Consider the following 18,082-nt stretch of genomic DNA (forward strand, 5'->3'; position numbering starts at 1 on the left):
AGGTCGCGGCCATACTCAGGAGCAGCGCACGTCGTGACAGCTTCTGCCGTAGTTGCTGAATGTGATTGCGCAGCAAACGGATTGTCCGGGGGGAGTGTGAGTACAACGGCGGAATCGAGCGCCACGGGCAACTCAGAACGCCACGTCGACACGGCGGAAGAGCGTTACCGGCGGCTGGTCGACGTCAGCCCTGACCCGATGTGCGTGCATTCCGATGGTCGCGTGGTCTACGTCAACCCGGCTGGGGCGCGAGGATTCGGGGCGGACAGCGCCGAGCAATTGGTGGGGCGGCCGATCACTGATTTCGTGCAGCCCGACTCGATCGGCCCGATGCTGACGCGGATTCTCGCGCTGTCCGAGGAAGGCGACAGCTCACCGGCCTCAGAAGCCGTTCTTCGGCGTCTCGACGGCAGCCCGCTGGAGGTAGAAGCGGTATCGGTGTTGACGAGCTGGGATGGCGAGCCCGCCTACCAGGTCATCTTCCGCGACCTGACCGCGCAGAAGGCCGCTGAGGCGACGCTGCGCTACCAGGCGGCGTTGGTGAATCATGTCAGTGACGCCATCATCGCCACGACGGCGGACGGAGTCGTCGTCAGTTGGAATGCGGCCGCAGCGGCGATCTATCGGCGTCCGGCCGAGCGCGCTCTGGGCCTGCCGATCAACGAAGCTGTCGATGGCGATGTCGATCTGGCCGGCATCGTCGCCGGCGGAGGGGTCGTGCACGCCACGCACCGCTCCGCCGACGGCTGCCCGGTCAACGTGAGGCTGTCGGTCACCCCGATGGGCGACGGTCACGTGGTGCTGTGTTCGGACTACACCGCGCGGCGGCGAGCAGAGGTTCACTTCGAGTCGGTCGTGCGGTCCCTGCATGACGGAGTCGTCGTTCTCGATCGACGTGGAAAACCCCAGTCGATCAACCCGGCGGCCCGGCGGATCCTGCGGTTGGGCAGTGACGGATTGGTTGCCGACTACACCAGCGGCGCTCTCACGTTTCCGGTCTTCAATCGCCGAGGCGTCAAGATCGGCGACAACGAACTGGGCTCCGTCAAGCTGATGTTCGCCAACGCGCCGCTGGAGAACATGGTCGTGGGAATCGGGCGGGCGGACGGTTCACGTGCGTGGCTGTCGGTCAACTGTTGTCTGCTCGACCCGGACGATGCGGAGAATTCAGCGCTGCTCGTGTCGTTCGCCGACATCACCGAAGAGCACAATGTCAAAGCCGACCTCACCTACCAGGCCCACCACGACCCGCTCACGGGGCTGCCCAACCGCGCTCAGATCGAAGTCAGGCTCGTGCAGGCCGTGACGACGGACGCCCGGTCACCGGCGGCGGTGCTGTTCGTCGATCTCGACAACCTGAAGGCCATCAACGACGATCTGGGCCATCACGCCGGTGATGAGGCACTGCGCGAAACCGCGCGGCGACTGCGGAACAGTGTGCGGGACGACGATTTCGTCGGCCGCCTCAGTGGCGACGAATTCGTGGTGTTGCTGTACGGATCTCTGGACCGTCCGGCGTTGGAAGCGCTGACCGCGCGCATGCATGGCGAGTTCGACAAGCCGATTCACTTCGGTGGCAGGCTTCGCAAGGTCAGCGTCAGCATGGGAGTAACGGAGCTGTCGGCGGAGGACGAGCGCACCGTCGAGGACATTCTGCGTGACGCGGACGCGGCGATGTATCGGGCCAAGATCCTCCGCGCGGGAACGTCTTTCGGGTGACGAGGCGGTGTGTCTAGGCGGCGAGGCGGCTCAGGAGGCAGCGGGCGCCCAGGGTGACGAGGGAGCGATCGAAGGTGATCACCATGTCGAAGCGGCGGTCGGCTTGCGGAGTGCCCGGGGGTGATACTTCGCGGGCGATCAGGCCGGCGGCGATGTCCGGGCCGAGGACGAGGATCGTCCATTCGTGCACCAGCGGATCGCCGGCGGCGAGGTGGACGCCGCGCAGACCGTTGCCCAGGTCGTCGGGCACGTTGGCGCCGAACATCGCGACCAGCGGCGCCCGTCGCGCGAGCTTGGTGTAGGTACGCATCGTCGCGTCACTGAGCTTCGACTGGTCCTGGACGGTGGCCAGCACCATGGGCGGACTTTCGGCGGTGGTGGCCAATCGCTCGATGTGCCGCGACAGCTCGTGCAGGGTGTCGAAACGCACCGTGCGGGGCCGCAGACGGTCGCGGACCAACGCGAAGGTCGATGCATCGTCGGCCAGCGGAACGATCGAGGCGTGCGATGGTCCGATGAACGCATCAGGGGCGTGGGTCAGCGCGCCGGGCCGGCCGAAGCGGTACCCCTGGCCGAGTGTGGCGCCGTAGGCCAGGGCCTGCTCGAGGTGTTCCTCGGTTTCGATGCCTTCAGCGACGATCACCGCACCGGTGCGTTCGTGATGGGCGATGACACCGGCGATGGTCCGTGCTTGCACGCGGTCGGGCTGGCGCTGCACCAGGTTGAGGTCGAGCTTGAGGAACTCGGGCTGGATGATGTCCAGCAGCGCGAGTGAATCCGAATGCGCGCCAAGGTCGTCCATGGCGATCTTGAAACCGTGAGCGCGCAGCGAAGCGACTTTGCCGAGGAGCGCCCGCGGGTTGGTCAGCAGTCCGCGCTCGGTGAACTCGAACACCACGTCGAAGGCGGAGGCCGCCGTGGCCAGCGCGCTGGTCACCTCCATGTCGATGTTCGAGGTGGTCGGTTCGCAGTTGATGAGCAGCAGCATGCCGGGGCGCCAGGCGCCGTCGAGAGCGCCGCGGGCGGCAGAGTGGATGCAGTGTCGATCGAGTGCGTCGAGCTGGCACGTCCGCTTGGCATGGGCGAACACCTCGAGCGGGCCGAGCCCGTCCATGCCGGGCCAGCGGGCCAGCGCCTCGTAGCCGACAACGGCTCCGTCGGGCAGCGAGACGACCTGCTGGAAACTGGGTTCCAGGCCGACGCCTGCCGCAGCCGCGGTGAGCTGGTCCGTCATCGGTCCCCTAGTCCGGTGGTGGCGCATGATCGAGTTGTAGCGACGGTCATCGCCCTCCCCGAGGATACTTATCAGCTCGGGCGTCCCTTGTCGCGGCGACGGCGCGCCACGAGCACGGTGATCAGAGCAGCGACGACCACGAGGCCTCCCGCGATGGCCACCAGGTGCAGCCACTTCGGCTGCTCGCCGGTACTCGGAGCTTGGGCGGATCCGTCGTCGCCGACGGCGCGGACGGTGACGTTGGTGGGCACACCTGCGGCACCTGCGGCCAGAACGTCGCCGGACAGTGCCGACCAGCCGCCCGGCTGGCCCTCGATGTAGTCGAACAGTGGGTCCACCAACCGCCAGTCGTTGGTGGTGCTGATCAGCACCACTGTGCGATCGCGCGGCTGGTCGGCGAACACCTGGATCGAGCCGAGCCCGTCGGCGACGTCAGCGCGGAGCTCGGTGGGGAGGCCGATGTCGACGGTGTTGGCGTCGCCGCCGACCGGCGGGTCGAGCGTCGTGTCGGCGATGGCCGCCGACTTCGCGACGATCAGCGCGCCGGAGCGGGAATCTGCGGCGGTCTTGACGTCGACGACTTGCGGCGTCAGCTGCTGACTGGTCAGGCGCGCGATGGCGTTGATGGTGCGCGCTGCGTAGACCAGCTGTCCGGGGCTGCTGCCGTCCATGGCGACCATGAAGCTCGGGCTGAATTCGGAAGGCAGAGAGGTGAATCCGCCGGCCGGAACGCCTCCGCGCTTCAGTGTCAGCGTCGAACGCGGGTCGACCTGGAAGGTGATGGGCGCGATCAGGGGGCCGCACGTCTGGTGCGGGGTGTAGGTGAGCGCCATGTCCAGCCCGAGGTACTGGGTGAGGGCTTTGCCTTGGATGTCGAATGTCGCGTCCAGGCGGCCACTGTCGTTGAGGGCGGCCCTGTACAGCACCCGGTCGTTGGACCGGATGATGATGCTGGCCGCGTCATCGGTGGGTACCGGTGTGTAGTCGGCGAGCAGGTGCACGGTTGCCGCGTCCACGCGTCCGATGCCGAGTGCCGAGCGGTCGACGCCGACAGTGACGGTTCCGGTGCGCAGCACGTCAGTCTTGCCGGTGATCTTCAACTGTTCGAAGGTCAGCGTGTCACTGCCTGCGGTGGGGGTGGGGGTGGCGCCGGCCTGGTCGATGCGTGCGGACGGCGTCTGCACCAGCGACTGCAGCTGATTGACGAGTAGGCCTACCTGCGTGGTCAATTCGTCGCCGTTGCCGCTCACCCGCAACCGTGCGGTGTCGGTTCCGGGGTCTTCGATGGCCAGGCCGGCGCGGCCGCCGGATTCCACGACGACGGTGCGGCCGAACTGCCCGGCCGGTGGTGGTCGCGTGCCGCGGGGCTGGCTGATGACGTCGACGGCCAGCGGTTGGGAGTGATAGAGCCGCGTCAGCGTCGACACCATGGTGAGCACCGACTGTTGTTCGGCGGTGTTGGCGTCGGTCGGGGTGTAGATGCTCACCCGCTCCAGAACCGGCGGGAAGAAGGTGGCGACGGTCGTGGCGGGGGCTTCGGCGCCGGTGAAGACCGTGGTGAGGCCGCTGAGGGCGAGCTGCTGCAGCGGGCCGCAGAATCCGTCGCGGTTGTCGGTGGCGCGCAGGGTGAAGGTCAGCGAGATCGACGAGGAGCGCGCGCGCACGGCCGCGATGTCGATGTCGAGTGGAGTCTGCGGCGGGGCAGTGGCTGCAGGCGGCAGTGGAATGTCGGCCAGGAGCACGCCATTGGCGTCGCTGATCTCGAGGAAGCCCGAGTCGACGTTCATCGGTGCCTGCATGGTGCCCTGCAGTCGCACCGCCTGCAGTCCCGGGGGAACCGGCACCGTGACGGTCGTGGGGCTGTCGGGACCGAGGTAGAGGCCGTCGCTGACTCCGAGCGTGCGCCAGGGCAGTGTCACTGACGCTTGGTCTGCGGTATTGCTGGGTTGAGCGACCGCATGCGGTGCGGCGATGGCAAACGTCGTTGCTGGTGCCACACACAGGACAGCCGCCAGGAGAATCCGCCGCAGCGGCGCACCCCTCATTCCCGAATCCCGTCTGTGGCGACACCATTCCAGGTCCGAGCAATTGTGCCGCGGCACAGGACAAATGGTGCGGTGTCCATGGAAGGCGATCGTCGTCGCACGCGTTTCTTCTTTCCCGCAGTTCGAGAGACGGAATGGCAGCAGTGGTGGACTATACCGGCGCATCAGCGGGGTGGACGGTTTATCGATTCGCTGCCGGGTCACCGTTTCGTGACGTGAATTCGTCGTCGAAGAGGGGCCGTAACACCGTCGGCAACTTCGGAACTGAGATAGCGTGAGCCCACCGGTGTGCCAGGTGATGCGCAAACGAGGGACACAGGAAAGGTCGCTGCGTTGAAAGGTCACCATTGACGGTCCACGACTTCACTCGGATTCTGCGGACCCGCTGGAAAATCATTTGCGGCATTCTGGTCGTCGCGATTGCCGGCGCCGTGGCATACCTGTTGCTCGCGACCCCGCAGTATGTCGCCTACACGCGGTTGTTCGTCTCGACGACATCCGATGGCACGAACACGCAGACCAACGATGGAGGGTTGTTCGCCCAGCGCCGCGTGCTGTCCTACACCCAGCTGCTGCAGGGTGGGTTGCTCGCTCAGCGCACCATCGACAAGCTCGGCCTGGACATGACCTCCGAGCAGTTGCAGAAGGAGGTGACGGCGGTCGCGCCGACGGACACGGTGCTGATCGACGTCACGGTGCAGGACCCATCTCCGACGCGGGCCCGCGACATCGCGAACACTCTGTGCGACGAGTTCGTCGTGATGGCGGCGGCATTGGAGACACCGGATCTCGGTGCACGGCCGAACGCTCAGGTCGTCGTGCAGCAACGCGCGGGTGTGCCGGAGCACCCCGTGTCGCCGAAGAAGGCGCGCATCCTTGCCGTCGCGGTCGTCGTCGGCCTGCTGCTGGGACTGTTGGCCGCCCTGATCCGTGACCGCCTCGATCCTGCGATCCGGCGGCCGGAATCGGTGGAGGACGTCACCGGTGTCGGGGTGATCGGTGAGATCCCCCTCAGGGGCGGCCGGGGCGCGCAATCGGTCGTTGCAGTCGAGCAGGATGATCCGACCGCGGCCGACGCGTTCCGCGAACTGCGCACCAATCTGCAGTCACTGGAGGTGGCGCCCGGTCCGCGAATGCTGCTGGTGGCCAGCTCGGTCGCCGGGGAAGGCCGGACCTCCGTGGTGGTCAATCTCGCCGTCGCTCTGGGGGAAGCCGGCCATTCGGTGGTCGTCGTCGACGCCGACCTGCGTCAGTCCACGGTGGCGGCGAGCCTGGACATCACCGGTTCGGTGGGGCTGAGCACGGTTCTGACCGGTGCAGCGGAGCTGTCGGATGCCCTGCAGGAGACGCAGTATTCCGGAGTGACCGCGCTGCCGGCCGGCGATGTCACGGTGAACCCGACCCAGATCCTCGGAACCCAGCGGGCGAGAACGGTTTTCGCCGAGCTGGGGGAGCGCTTCGACTACGTCGTGGTGGATTCCCCGCCGGGGACGGTGAAGGACGCGGCGATGGTCGGCGCGTACATGGAGGGCGTGCTGCTGGTCGTGCGGTACGGCTCCAGTTCGCGTAAGCAGTTGGCCGGCACCGTCGCTGCGCTGACGCGGGCGGGTGCACCGCTGACGGGCGCTGTCGTCATGACGCACCAGAAGTAAGCAGACACCGTCGATGCGCCCCACCGTGTTCGTGCCCGCGCCTACCGGAGTGGGCGTCGCGGGAGACGCCGTCCGGTACCCGCGGTTCGAGCGGCACGCGCTGGCCGGGTTGATCATCCTGGCGATCGCGCTCGTCGTGGTTCCGGAGGCGATCAACCACGTGTTCGTCAAGCACTCACCTGATCTGCCGCCGTTGGAGGAATCCGGCGGTACGGCAGAGGTTCCGCTGGCACACCTGGCGCGGCTGGGTGGTTCGGCGGTGCTGCTGGTGTACACGTCGGCGGTGGTGCTGCTGACCCGCGGACGCCCGGACCGAACGGTCGGGGGTGTCCTGGTTCTGCTGTTGGCGGTCAACGTGCCGTACGTCATCAGCCCGTCGTTGCCGCCTACCGCCGACTGGCCGAAGATCCTGCTGGCCAACCTCTTCGTGATCGCGCTGTGGAAGACCGGTGCGTCCATCGAGGCGCTGAAGTGGCTGCCGATCCTGGCCACCGGGATCGGGGTCTACTCGTTGATCGGGGGACTGCTCGCCCCGGCCTACATGATGTACAACATCGTCTCGGTGAAGGCGATCGTCGCCGGCTGGGAGCTGGCCGGCCCGTTCGGTCACGGCAACGTCCTCGGAATGTATTGCGCGGTGGCGTTTTCACTGGTTCCCCTGGTCCCCGGCCGCCGCTGGCAGCTGTTCTGCGGTGCCGTGCTGCTGGCCACGATCCTGGCCTCGGCGTCGCGGACCGCGGTGATCGCAGCGGTCATGGTGCTGCTGTGGTGGGGCATCTGCCGCGTGCGGTCGGTGATCAACGTCCGCTTCGCGGGGACGGTGTTCGTCAGCGGCTCCGCGGTGGGAATGCTGATTCTGCCGTTCCTACCGTGGGATCCGCATGCCTTCACCGATCGCGCCGCGGTGTGGGCGGCCAGTCTGGCTCAGTGGCAGCAGTCCCCGCTGGTGGGGCTCGGGGTCAACTGGTTCCTCATCGATGCACAGCACAACGCCAACGTGGCCGCGTGGGCGTATGTCGGCACAGGGCACAACCTCGTGGTCGACACCCTGGTCAAGTCGGGGGTGATCGGCCTGGCGGTGCTGGCGCCGGTGCTGGTGGTCGCGATCCTGGGCGCGCGGACGCTGCAGCTGAGTCGGCAGATCGCGTTGTTCGGTTATCTCGGTGCCTTTTTCGTGGCCGCCTCGACCGAGGCGGTGTGGGCACTGCTACCGAATCTGCAGCTGTTCCCGATCAGCGGGATGATCTTCGCGGTGTTGGTGCTGAACCGGTTCGGGAAGCCGGCATGACCCGCCGAGGCGACGCGGTCAGTGTCGTGATTCCGACGATCGGGCGGTCGAGCCTTCGGCAGGCGGTGGAATCGGCGCTGCGGCAGACGGTTCCGCCGGCCGAGGTCGTGGTCGTGCTGGACCGCGACTGTGTGCCCGACGTGCCGGACACGGACGCGGTGCGGGTGATCAAGCCTTCGGGCGCACAGGGTCCGAGCCGGGCCAAACATCTGGGCGTCGAGGCGGCACGTGGCGATGTCATCGCGCTGCTCGACGACGACGATGTGTGGCGGCCGGAGAAGCTCGAGCGGCAATTGGCGGCCGCACCGGCCGATGCCGAGTGGGTCCTGTCGTGTCGTTTCCGGCGTCTGCTCGACGGCGGTGAACCGGTCATCGGCCCGCGCACCCTTCTCGATCCGTTCGAACCGATCGCGCCGTACCTGTTCGAGATGCGGGAGCGGCAGGCGTTCAACATGGTGCAGACCTCCACCCTGGTGTTCCCGCGGGCGTTGACGCAGAAGGTCCCGCTGTCGGTGGCGGCAGGATCTATTCACGACGACCCCAAGTGGCTGATGGAGGTGCGGCGCGCGTACCCACGCCTGCCGGTCATCCAGTTGCCCGACCCGTTGGTCGACATCGTGTGGACGGCGGTCTCGGTGTCGCGGGCGGGAATCGATCGCAGCGCGGAGTACATCGACTGGGGCGTGCGAGAACTGGGCGGTGAGTCGCCGCGCGTGCGGGGGGACTACATGCTGACCTCGGCGGTGGGATCGGCGCTGGGCGCAGGTTCGGTGCGCGGGGTGACGAGGTCGATCGCGGCGGGGGTCCGGTACGGCCGTCCCGGTTCGCTGGCGTGGGCCAGCGCGGCGAAATCTCTGGTGAGGCTGGGCACGCAGCGTCTGACCCGCGGGCAGCGCTGATGTCGCCGAGCTTCGCCAAGAACACGCTGCTGGGCTTCGCATCCGGCGCGGCGGTGGCGTTGGCGGGTTTCGTCGGCAATGCGGTCGTGGCGCGGCTGCTGGGTCCGGAGCGGCTCGGTGTCTTCGCCTACGTCGTGTGGTGTGTGACGGTCGCGGCGACGATCGCCTCGCTCGGGATCGACGTCGTGCAGCAACGTTTCATCCCGAATCTGCGCGCTGAGGGTCGTGGGGAGGAGGCCGAGGGCCTGATCGGGGCGACCACGCGCGTGTCGATCTCGGCGATGACGGTGGTCGGGATCGTGCTCGTCGGCTACCTGCTCCTGCCGGGCAGGGGCGCGCTCGAAGGCACGTCGACCGGTCTGGTGATCGGGGTCGCGGCCGTGTGGTTCGTGACCTGGAAACTGGGCGATCTCTACCTGTTCTATCTGCGTGGTGAGCAGAGGTTCGGCGAGGTCGCGAAGTTGTCGGCGGTGTCGGCGCTGCTCAAGGTGTCGACGTTCGCCGTGGGTGCGTGGCTGTTCGGAATACCCGGTGCGCTGGCGGGTTACATCGCCGGCAGCCTGATGCCGGCCGGCAGGGTGTACCGGTTGCTGCGCAAGAAGCCCAGAGTGGAGCCGACCCTGCGTCGCGAGGTCGTGAAGTTCGCGCTGGGCAGTTGGGCGGTCGGTGTCATCGGCACGCTGGTGTTCGGCCGCACGCAGGTGGTGTTCCTCGAGCACTACAGCGGGTTGACTGCTGTCGGATTGTTCGCTGCTGCAGTCACTATCGCCGAGATGGCGGTACAGCTGCCGCCGATGCTGCTCTCTGCGCTGCTGCCGCGGTTCAGTGAGCAGCACGGCATGGGTGCCCACGATCACATGGTGCGGTTGTATCGCACCACCACCGCGTTGATCGCGATGGTGATCGTGCCGCTGTGCCTCGGTCTTGCCGCGGTGGCGCCGGTGTTGGTTCCGGCTCTCTTCGGCGCCGAGTACGGGGGCGCGGTACCCGCGGCGGTGGTGCTGCTGATCGCTGCCGCCATTTCCGCCCTGGGCGTCACTACGCTCTATCTGCTGTACAGCACCGGCAAGACAGCGTTTCTCGTGATCTCCAACGGCCTGGGCCTGGTGGTCACCATTGCGCTCGGCTTCGTGCTGATTCCGCGGTACGGGCTGATGGGCGCGGCGTGGTCACGCGCGATAGCTCAGGTGCTCGTCGTTCTGCTCGAAACCTGGTACGTGACAGTCAAGTTGAGCTTCCGGCCGCCGTACCGGGTGCTCGGCGCCATCATGGCCGCCGCGGTGGCGGCGGCCGCGGTCGCCGATGTGATCAGCGCACAGTGGGGCGCGGCCCTGTCGCTCGTCGTCTCCATCCCCGCCGCGATCATCGTCTACGTCGCGGTGCTGCGGACGCTGTCGGTGGCCTCGATGATCGATCAGGGACTGGTCAACCGCCTCGTCGAGCGCATGCCCGAACATCGGCGGCCGATGGTGCGCAAGCTGTTGAAGCTGCCGACCTCGAACACGCCGTCTTAAGCGGATCCGTCGGCGGTGTCGGTCAACGCGATGGCGGCGAGCTTGCGGCTGTTGTCGGCGCGGAGCACCCCGAAGTTGTCTTCGATCTCGTTCGCGTCGGTTCCGCCGTCGACCAGTTCGTAGTAGATGAGCGGGCCCACCCAGTCCCAGGCGGCGACCTGTTGCCGGGCCAGCAGCAGCGTCGCGGCCTGATCCTGCTCCGATACTGCGCTGGGGCCGGTTCCGGTGGGGGCGCCGTACTCGGTGATCCACACCTTCTTGGCGTCGTCACCGCGCTGGGTCATCAGCGCGTGCAGTGCGGGGAGATCGCGGAAACCGCCCGTCGTGCGTTGGGTGCGGTCCATCGGCTGTGACGGAAACGTGTAGGGGTGCACGGCGATACCGTCCGCCAGTTGTGCCGCGCCGTCGTCGTACAGATGAGCGAGGTAGGTGGTCGGATCGACATCGGGTCCCGGGCTGCCGTAGGTGGGGGACAGTCCACCGATCAGCAGGGTGGCGCGCGGGTCCACCTGGCGCACCGCCGCCGCAGCCGCGCGGAACACCCGCCCGTATTCGGCGGGGTCAGGGTCGGGCGGCCAGAACTTCCCGGTGTTGGGTTCGTTCCAGACCTCCCAGTTGTGCACGCCGCGGGCGGCGTAGCGCTGTGCCGCGACGCGGGCGAAGTTGGCGAAGGCCGCCGGATCGGCGGGGCGATCACGATTGGAGGTCGCCTCGCCCTTGGTCCACGGCGGGGCGAAGGCGAGTACGAGCAGCACCTGCATCCCGCGCTGGAGCGCACGGTCGACGATGGTGTCGGCCGATGTCCAATCCAGTTGACTCTGAACGGGTTCGATGACCGACCAGTCGACGTCGACGCGGACCCACCGGACGTTCATGGCGGCCATCGCGTCGAACTGCGTCTGCAGTGACTGCGCGTCGGCGCCGCGGTAGTGCACGGTCATCCCGATCGGAACGTGCGTGGCCTGCGATTGGCACGACGTGACCAGTCCGGCCATCAGAAGGAGGCTCAGCAGCAGCCGGCTAGCGCAGGACGGCACGGGTGTCGGTCTCGCGGGTGAACGGCCGACCGGCGAGGCCCTCGGCCCGCCCGACCAGCAGCGCCACCCCGTCGCGCGGGGTGAACTTCGCCGGGTTGCGGACGGGCATCAGCGCTGCGGCGACGAGGTGTGCCGCCTTGTACCACAGCGGATAGTGCCAGGTGCGCAACAGGTTTCCGGCACCACGACCGTAGTTGCGCAGTTTGCGGCGACGTTCCTGCGGCGGTAGATGGGCGAACTCCGTCTGTGCCTGCACGATGACGTCGTCTGCCCAGACGATGCCGAATCCGTCGAGTTCGGCCATGCGCAGCAGCAGGTCGGGTCCCTCGGCTGACTGCCACGGCGTCTCGGCGCCCGAGCCGCGGCCCGGATCGAATTCGCCGGCGGCGACGAAGGCATCCCGGCGGAAGACGGTGGCCGGTTCGATGGCGAACCATGCGCTGCGCTTCGTCAGTGGCGTTCCGGGCGCGGGCAGGGGATTGCGCGGGCCCTCGGTGTCGAGCAGTCGGCCCGCGCACACGGTTGCCGACGGTGTGCAGTGCCGGCTGACGTGCTCGATGAAATCGGATGCGACGCGGCTGGTGTCGTTGGGAAACCAGAGCCACTCGACATCGTCGGGCAGTAGCGCCGCGGCGGCGTTGCGGCCGTTGGAGATTCCGCGGGTGCTGAGGGTGGTCCGGATGGTCAGGGTGTCGGTGAAGTCGGCGACGACGGCGTCGAGTGCCGCTGCGCCGGCCGGGTCGTGATGGGCGATCGCCACCGCGGCGACGGGCCGGGTCTGGCCGGCCAGGTCGGCCAGCAGTTCGCGCAGCGCATCCCAGCGTCCCACCGTGGTGACCGCGACGCCGATCCGCGGTGGCTCCCCTCCCATGGCCGTGAGCGTAGTGGAGCGACGCCGGTATTCGGCAGGCAAACGAACATCGTGAACTGGCGGGAGCCGATACGATGGCCTTCGTCGCACGTCATCGGAGTTGAGGCGTCATTTGGCCATGGCATCCCAGATTGCCCAGCCACGGATCGAGCATGGGGGGCGCTGGAGATGCGGTTTGCATTCCTGACCGAGCTCTATTTTCCGAGCGTCGGTGGCCAGGAGGTGTTCTTCCAAGAGCTCGGCGAGGCGCTGGTGCGCCGGGGCCACACCGTCGACGTGTACTGCATCGGCCATGTGCCCGACCTCCCCGACGTCGAGGTGATCAACGGTGTCACCGTGCACCGGGAAGCGAACTCGGGCCGCTACAAGACGCCGAAGATCAAGGCGCTGCGCCGCAACTGGTCCGACATCGCGAAGTACAGCGCAGGTATCCGGCGCGTCGCGGCGCGCGGCGAGCACGACTTCTATCTGCTCAACGAGTGGCCGTTGATGCACGTGCTGGCGCTGCCGGCCTCGGCGCGTCCGCGAAGCGCGTTGCATTGGTGCGAGATTCGCGAAGATCTACTGCTGCGCACATTGCAGGCGCAGTTCCCGAAGCTGGTCGGCTCGAACTTCGCGGTCGGCGAGGCCGTCGCGGCCGCTATCACCGAGCAGTCCGGGCGGGAGTGTGGGGTGCTGCCCAGCGGCATCGAGGCCTCCCGGTACCGCGCGGCTGCGGGTGCCGAACGCTCGGGCGTGCTGTATGTCGGCCGGCTTGCTCCGCACAAGAATCTGCCGCTGCTCATCGATGCTTTCGGACTGGCGGCTGAGCGCGGCTTCGTCGGCGACCTCGTGATCGCCGGGGCGGGTCCGTCGCTGGACGATGTGAAGGCAACCGTCAGACAGAGTCCCGTGGCCGATCGGGTGCAGGTGCTGGGGTCGGTCGACGAGGCGCGCAAGCTGGACTTGCTCGCGACGTCGTCGGTGCTGGGCATGCCGAGCAAGCGCGAAGGCTTCCCCCGGGTGATCGCCGAGGCCATGGCCAGCGGCCTGCCCGTGGTCACGGCAGACTTCACGGAGAACGGCGGCAAGGACGTCGTCAAGCAGTACGGCGCGGGAATCGTGTGCGGCCAGACGCCCGTCGCGTTCGCCGACGCGTTGCTCGACGCGCAGGCCGGCTGGGAGGGCTACGCGCAGGCCGGTCGCGCCGGCGCGGTGGATCTGGACTGGACGCACATCGCGGAAAAGCTCGAAAAGCACGCTCAGCAGACACAACTCGGGGGTAATTGGCATGCGCATCATGGTCACCGGCGGCGCCGGTTTCGTCGGTAAGGAGCTGGTACAGACGCTCAAGGACGGCAACGAGGTGCTCGTCGCCGACCTGCTGCGGTACGGCACGCCGGACTGGCTCTCCGGCGAGCCCGACGGTTTCGCGTTCGAGCGGGTCGACATCCGCGACGCGGCCGCGGTCACCGCCGTCGTCGAGCGCTTCGCCCCCGAGGTCGTCGTGCATCTGGCGGCCATCCACTACATCCCGGAGTGCGACGCGGATCCGGCCAACGCGGTCGCGACCAATGTGACCGGCATGGTGAACGTGCTCTCGGCGCTCGCCCCGGGCACGCGGTTCGTGTTCGCCAGCAGCGGCGCGGTGTACGAGCCGGACGAGGCGCCGCATCGGGAACTCGAGTCGGTGGTGAAGCCGGTGGACATCTACGGCATCACCAAGGATCAGGGCGAGGACTACGTGCACATGTTCGCGGCGAACCGCGACATCGCGGGCGTGATCGTGCGGCTGTTCAACGTGATCGGACCCGGCGAGACGAATCCGCACCTGCTGCCCGCGATCGTCGTGCAGTTGCGTGACAATCCGGAGGCGATCAGCCTCGGCAACACCTGGCCCAAGCGGGACTACATCGACGTCCAGGACGCTGCGGGTGGCTTCGCGGCGGCCGCACTGGGCAGCACACCCGGCCCGGGCGGCGTCGAGATCGTCAATCTCGGTAGCGGACAGCAGTATTCGGTGGACGACATCGTCGACAGGATGCGCTCGGTGCTCGGCTTGGACTTCGAGGTGCGCCAGGATCCGAGCCGGATGCGTGCGGTGGACCGGCCGTATCTGGGTGCCGACATCTCGCGGATCGAGGAGCTGTTCGGTTGGTCGCCGAAGTGGGAGCTCGACGAGACGCTGAAGCGGATGTGGGCCAATCCTGATCTGCTGCCGGAATTGGAAGGCCGGTTGACTTGACCGACCGCCGGGTCGACCTGCTGTTCGACGCACGGCACATCCGGCAGAGCGGGATCGGCACGTACATCGCGACGTTGTTGCCGAGCCTGGAGGAGACGTTTGCGGAACGCGGGCTGTCGTTGGCGGTCTTGGTGAACGATCATGCGGTTCCGGAGGTGTGGCACGCGCGCATCGTCACGGCGGCGCCGGCCGCGATGTACACGGTGGGGGAGCAGCGGGTGTGGGGCCGGGCGCTCGACGAGGTGCGGCCGCGCGGCTTCTGGGTGCCGCACTACCCGTTTCCGTTCGCGACGCTGCGGCATCGGGGGATGCGGCTGTTCGTCACGGTGCACGACACCATGCACGTGCGCGAGCGGGAGATCAGCGGGCAGAGTGCGGCACGGCGCGCATACGCGCGGGCGATGTTCACGCTGGACGGCCGGTTCGCGACGCTGGTGCTGACGCCGTCGGAGGCGACGTCGGCGACGTTCGCGGCGATCGCGCCGCGGGCACGCACGACGGCGACGCCGATCCCCGTCGACGACCAGTGGTTCGATCCGGTCGATCGGGCGCTCTCGCCGGTAGCGGAGCCGTATCTGCTCTATGTGGGGAACGCCAAGTGGCACAAGAACTTACCGCTGCTGTTGATGGCGTTCGGGGACGTCACCGGCGACATCCCGCACCGGCTGGTGATCGCGGGCAGCGGTGAGGCGCTGCGTGGGGGAGACGAGCGGGTGCCGGCGCTGGCGGCGGCACTGGGCGATCGGGTCGAGGTGATGGGCCGGCTGGACTTCGACGTGCTGCGCGCCCTGGTGGCCAGTGCGGACCTGCTGGTGATGCCCTCACTGCACGAGGGCGCCGGATTGCCGCCGATCGAGGCGATGGCGTCGCACACGGCGGTGATCGCCGCCGATATCCCCGCCCTGCGGGAGACGTGTGGCGATGGTGCGGAGTATTTCAATCCGTTGGATCGGTCCGGGCTCGCCGAGCTGCTGCGCACGCTGTGCGGTGACAGTCAGGCTCGAACTCGGTTGGCCGAGCGGGGCTGGGCGCACGTGACGGCGCGGCAGAAGGGTCTGTCGCTGAAACCGGCCGCGGAGGCGGTGGCGGACGCGCTGGCTTAGCCGACGTGGCCGCAGCACGGCAGCGCGTGCTGCGCCGGTTCGAAGCGGTCAGGACGCGCGGCGAAGGCGATCACGGCCAGCGTGATCAGGACGAGCGCGGCGACGCCGGCCACCTTGGTGGCACGCTCGACGTGGAAGAGCCCGTGCTTCATGTCCTGTCGGGCCTGGCGCACGGCGTCCCAGCTGAACTGGCGTAGCGGTTCTTCAACGAAGTGATGCAGTGCGATCGCGAGCCCGAACGACAGCGCCAACACGGCCACGTAGTAGTAGACGTCGGTGTGCATCGCGGTCGCGAGCAGAACGATGACGGGCCAGTGCACGAGGTACAGCGCGTAGGAGAGGTCGCCGAGGTAGGTGGCGACGCGGTTGCGCAGCAGCGGCTGGAACAGTGGCTCGGTGCCGACGCCGGCGGCGATCACGAGGACGGTACCGGCGACGGGGAGCAGCACCCACGGCACGGGAAAGCCGCCGGCTTCGGGATCGATGACGACCATGCCGGCGACGATCAGCGCCACGCCGAGCCACGAGAGGATCGGCTTCACCCACATCGGGATCAGGGCGAGCGTGCCAACGGCGGTGGCGAGCAGGGCGCCGGCGCCGAGTTCCCAGACGCGGGCGAAGGTGTTGAAGAACGCCCAGTGTGGTGCTGCGGCCGTCTCGTACGTGGCCCACGCGAGGGATGCGGCAGTGACGAGGCCGGTGGCGGCGGCGATGGTGCCGAGCCAGCCTTCGCGACTCCAGGCGCGGCGCGCGACGACGGCAGTGATCGTGAGGATGAGCAGCGGCCAGACGAGGTAGAACTGCTCCTCGATGGCGAGCCCCCAGTAGTGCAGAAGCGGCGAGGCGGCGTCTACGGCCGCGGATGCGTCGGCGCCCTGAGAAGCGAAGTGCCAATTGGCGAGGAAGGCGAGGGAGAAGAGGGCGTCGACGCCGGTCTGGTGAATGGTGTCGGGGAGCAGCATGCTCGCCGCGATGAAGGTGGCGAGCACGACCACGATCGCGGCGGGCAGGATGCGGCGAGCCCGGTCGAGCCAGAAGCGGCCCAGAGGCACCGAGCCGGTGGGCTCGGTTGTGCGCAGCAGTAGGTCGGTGACGAAGAAGCCCGAGACGACGAAGAAGACGTCGATGCCGACGGTGCCGCCGCGGGGCGAGTCGACGAGATGGCGTGCGAACACCGCGATGATTGCGAGTGCTCGCAAACCCTGAACGTCAAGACGATAGTTTGCTCGTTCTGCACGGCGACGCCGACGCAGTGACGATTCTCGGTAACGGTCCAGCGCAGTAACCATGATTGCCCCCCGGCGCACTTTTGACGGTCGAGGCTAATGATCGCTGATCTTCACACCTAGTGCATAGAGCAAGCAAAAGTGACCTGCGTCACGTTAGTTGTTTGCGAGTCGGCCGCAAAGTGTTCGAGCAGCGTTGGCCTATGAAAACGCCCGTGACACAGGCGATGCCCACCGTCGCGGCGCTCGATGGGCTAATGTCCTAGTGGCTTCGACGAGACCAAAGGGGTGGACGATGCGCAATAGCATCATTGCGGCGGGAGCGACGACGGCTGCTGTGGTTGTTGCGATGACGGGGCTCGCGGGTCCCGCGGCAGCGGCTGAGGACCAGTGGGTCATGCCCACTACGAGGGGCGAGATCCTGCAGACTGCTATCAACGATGTAAACGCTGCTGCGGGTGGCGCCGAACTCAACCTCCAGTTCGTCCCTCGCAGCGTCAATCAAGTTGTGTATAACTACTCGAACTGGGCCGTGTGCGCGACGTCTCCGAGCGCGGGTAAGAACATTTCGCAGAAGACCAAGCGAGTGATCTTCTCGCTGCGGCGCCTCAACGAAAAGTGCTAGTTCGCCCACAGATCGACGAGTGATACCCCTGTCGTCGCGATCATCCGTCGGATCAGTGGCAAGCTGATGCCGATGACATTCGACGGGTCGCCCTCGATCCGATCTACGAAGAATCCGCCATATCCGTCGAGCGTGAAAGCTCCCGCAACGTGGATGGGCTCGCCCGTCTCGAGGTAAGCGGAGAGTTCATCCCTCGACGGTCTCCCGAAATGCACTGTTGTGCTGCCGGTTTCGCCCTGGGTGTGGGTGATGACGCCCTCAGTGAGGCGAAGCAGTGTGTGCCCAGTCAAGAGGTGCCCGATAGCGCCGGACATATCTGACCACTGGTCACGCGCCGCCTCGGCGGAGCCAGGCTTTCCGCGTAGCGATCCGTCCAGGTAAAGCATCGAATCGCATCCGACGACAACGCAATCAGCCGCGACGTCCGCTGGCAGCTTTGCGGCCACACTGAGCGCCTTGGCATTTGCCAGTTTCAGTACCACCGCTTCGGGCGGTGTCTCGGGATCAAGCGACTCGATGAGTGCGTCCTCGTCGACGTCGGAGACGACAACGAGCGGTTCAATCCCGGCCTGGCGTAGGACGCCTAGCCGACCGCTGGAAGCGGAACCGAGGACCAGGTGCGTCACTATCTCGGTCCCTCGCGCA

15 protein-coding genes are annotated in these 18,082 nt (G+C 67.4%); 9 read left to right on the plus strand and 6 right to left on the minus strand.

Annotated elements, in window-relative coordinates; translation table 11 throughout:
- The first annotated feature begins 96 nt into the window (after positions 1-96).
- The gene (locus ACZ50N_RS06985; protein ID WP_464474984.1) at positions 97-1,719 is read left to right on the plus strand and encodes a sensor domain-containing protein; all 1,623 of its coding nucleotides are present in this window, start codon (positions 97-99) and stop codon (positions 1,717-1,719) included.
- A 13-nt stretch (positions 1,720-1,732) separates the two neighbouring features.
- Here the strand turns inward: ACZ50N_RS06985 and ACZ50N_RS06990 are convergent, their stop codons facing one another.
- On the minus strand, positions 1,733-2,953 hold the full coding sequence (locus tag ACZ50N_RS06990; protein WP_464474985.1) for an EAL domain-containing protein: 1,221 nt from the start codon (positions 2,951-2,953) through the stop codon (positions 1,733-1,735).
- Between the two features lie 71 nt (positions 2,954-3,024).
- The gene (locus tag ACZ50N_RS06995) at positions 3,025-4,872 is read right to left on the minus strand and encodes a hypothetical protein (protein WP_464474986.1); all 1,848 of its coding nucleotides are present in this window, start codon (positions 4,870-4,872) and stop codon (positions 3,025-3,027) included.
- Between the two features lie 473 nt (positions 4,873-5,345).
- Between ACZ50N_RS06995 and ACZ50N_RS07000 the strand changes: the two genes are divergently transcribed.
- From ACZ50N_RS07000 to ACZ50N_RS07015, 4 genes are read left to right on the plus strand one after another with little or no spacing between them, the layout of a single operon-like run.
- A complete protein-coding gene (locus ACZ50N_RS07000) occupies positions 5,346-6,650 on the plus strand; it encodes a tyrosine-protein kinase domain-containing protein (protein ID WP_464474987.1) in 1,305 nt (434 codons plus the stop codon).
- Positions 6,651-6,663: 13 nt separating this feature from the next.
- Positions 6,664-7,938 carry an O-antigen ligase family protein gene (locus ACZ50N_RS07005; RefSeq protein WP_464474988.1) on the plus strand — a complete coding sequence of 425 codons (1,275 nt, stop codon included), beginning with the start codon at positions 6,664-6,666 and terminating at the stop codon, positions 7,936-7,938.
- Complete coding sequence (locus ACZ50N_RS07010) at positions 7,935-8,837, plus strand: glycosyltransferase family 2 protein (RefSeq protein WP_464474989.1); 903 nt, start codon at positions 7,935-7,937, stop codon at positions 8,835-8,837. Before ACZ50N_RS07005 ends, ACZ50N_RS07010 begins: the two co-directional genes overlap by 4 nt.
- Entirely contained in the window at positions 8,837-10,351 is a 1,515-nt protein-coding gene (locus ACZ50N_RS07015; protein WP_073682734.1) for a flippase, read from the plus strand. Before ACZ50N_RS07010 ends, ACZ50N_RS07015 begins: the two co-directional genes overlap by 1 nt.
- Here the strand turns inward: ACZ50N_RS07015 and ACZ50N_RS07020 are convergent.
- Together ACZ50N_RS07020 and ACZ50N_RS07025 are read right to left on the minus strand one after the other, a co-directional pair.
- Positions 10,348-11,346 carry a cellulase family glycosylhydrolase gene (locus tag ACZ50N_RS07020; protein ID WP_464474990.1) on the minus strand — a complete coding sequence of 333 codons (999 nt, stop codon included), beginning with the start codon at positions 11,344-11,346 and terminating at the stop codon, positions 10,348-10,350. The two genes, ACZ50N_RS07015 and ACZ50N_RS07020, sit on opposite strands and share 4 nt — an antisense overlap.
- Positions 11,347-11,371: 25 nt before the next feature.
- Entirely contained in the window at positions 11,372-12,259 is an 888-nt protein-coding gene (locus ACZ50N_RS07025; protein WP_464474991.1) for a glycosyltransferase family 2 protein, read from the minus strand.
- Between the two features lie 168 nt (positions 12,260-12,427).
- On the opposite strand from ACZ50N_RS07025, the gene ACZ50N_RS07030 reads away from it, so the two are divergent.
- Genes ACZ50N_RS07030 through ACZ50N_RS07040 form a run of 3 tightly spaced genes read left to right on the plus strand, consistent with a single transcriptional unit; the run spans position 12,428 to position 15,586 of the window.
- Positions 12,428-13,570, plus strand: a complete 1,143-nt coding sequence (locus ACZ50N_RS07030) for a glycosyltransferase family 4 protein (protein ID WP_464474992.1) — start codon at positions 12,428-12,430, stop codon at positions 13,568-13,570.
- On the plus strand, positions 13,530-14,483 hold the full coding sequence (locus tag ACZ50N_RS07035; protein WP_133413450.1) for an NAD-dependent epimerase/dehydratase family protein: 954 nt from the start codon (positions 13,530-13,532) through the stop codon (positions 14,481-14,483). The genes ACZ50N_RS07030 and ACZ50N_RS07035 overlap by 41 nt, the downstream gene beginning before the upstream one ends.
- On the plus strand, positions 14,480-15,586 hold the full coding sequence (locus ACZ50N_RS07040) for a glycosyltransferase family 4 protein (protein WP_464474993.1): 1,107 nt from the start codon (positions 14,480-14,482) through the stop codon (positions 15,584-15,586). The genes ACZ50N_RS07035 and ACZ50N_RS07040 overlap by 4 nt, the downstream gene beginning before the upstream one ends.
- Here ACZ50N_RS07040 and ACZ50N_RS07045 read toward each other — a convergent pair.
- Positions 15,583-16,785: an acyltransferase family protein gene (locus ACZ50N_RS07045; RefSeq protein WP_464474994.1), complete on the minus strand. Its 1,203-nt coding sequence runs from the start codon at positions 16,783-16,785 to the stop codon at positions 15,583-15,585. The genes ACZ50N_RS07040 and ACZ50N_RS07045 overlap by 4 nt on opposite strands.
- A 322-nt stretch (positions 16,786-17,107) precedes the next feature.
- Here ACZ50N_RS07045 and ACZ50N_RS07050 point away from each other — a divergent pair, with 322 nt between their 5' ends.
- Positions 17,108-17,437, plus strand: a complete 330-nt coding sequence (locus ACZ50N_RS07050; protein WP_464474995.1) for a hypothetical protein — start codon at positions 17,108-17,110, stop codon at positions 17,435-17,437.
- On the opposite strand, the gene ACZ50N_RS07055 is transcribed toward ACZ50N_RS07050, so the two are convergent.
- Positions 17,434-18,063, minus strand: coding sequence for a Maf family protein (locus tag ACZ50N_RS07055; protein WP_464474996.1), 630 nt, complete (start codon positions 18,061-18,063; stop codon positions 17,434-17,436). The genes ACZ50N_RS07050 and ACZ50N_RS07055 overlap by 4 nt on opposite strands.
- Positions 18,064-18,082: the final 19 nt, after the last annotated feature.

This window comes from Mycolicibacterium obuense (genome assembly GCF_055397605.1).

Bases quoted from the DNA above. Each gene is read 5' to 3' on its own strand.
- ACZ50N_RS07010 (WP_464474989.1), top strand. From the start codon at position 7,935: ATGACCCGCCGAGGCGACGCGGTCAGTGTCGTGATTCCGACGATCGGG.
- ACZ50N_RS07015 (WP_073682734.1), top strand. From the start codon at position 8,837: ATGTCGCCGAGCTTCGCCAAGAACACGCTGCTGGGCTTCGCATCCGGC.
- ACZ50N_RS07030 (WP_464474992.1), top strand. From the start codon at position 12,428: ATGCGGTTTGCATTCCTGACCGAGCTCTATTTTCCGAGCGTCGGTGGC.
- ACZ50N_RS07035 (WP_133413450.1), top strand. From the start codon at position 13,530: ATGCGCATCATGGTCACCGGCGGCGCCGGTTTCGTCGGTAAGGAGCTG.
- ACZ50N_RS07050 (WP_464474995.1), top strand. From the start codon at position 17,108: ATGCGCAATAGCATCATTGCGGCGGGAGCGACGACGGCTGCTGTGGTT.
- ACZ50N_RS07005 (WP_464474988.1), top strand. From the start codon at position 6,664: ATGCGCCCCACCGTGTTCGTGCCCGCGCCTACCGGAGTGGGCGTCGCG.
- ACZ50N_RS06990 (WP_464474985.1), bottom strand. From the start codon at position 2,953: ATGACGGACCAGCTCACCGCGGCTGCGGCAGGCGTCGGCCTGGAACCC.
- ACZ50N_RS07025 (WP_464474991.1), bottom strand. From the start codon at position 12,259: ATGGGAGGGGAGCCACCGCGGATCGGCGTCGCGGTCACCACGGTGGGA.
- ACZ50N_RS07020 (WP_464474990.1), bottom strand. From the start codon at position 11,346: ATGGCCGGACTGGTCACGTCGTGCCAATCGCAGGCCACGCACGTTCCG.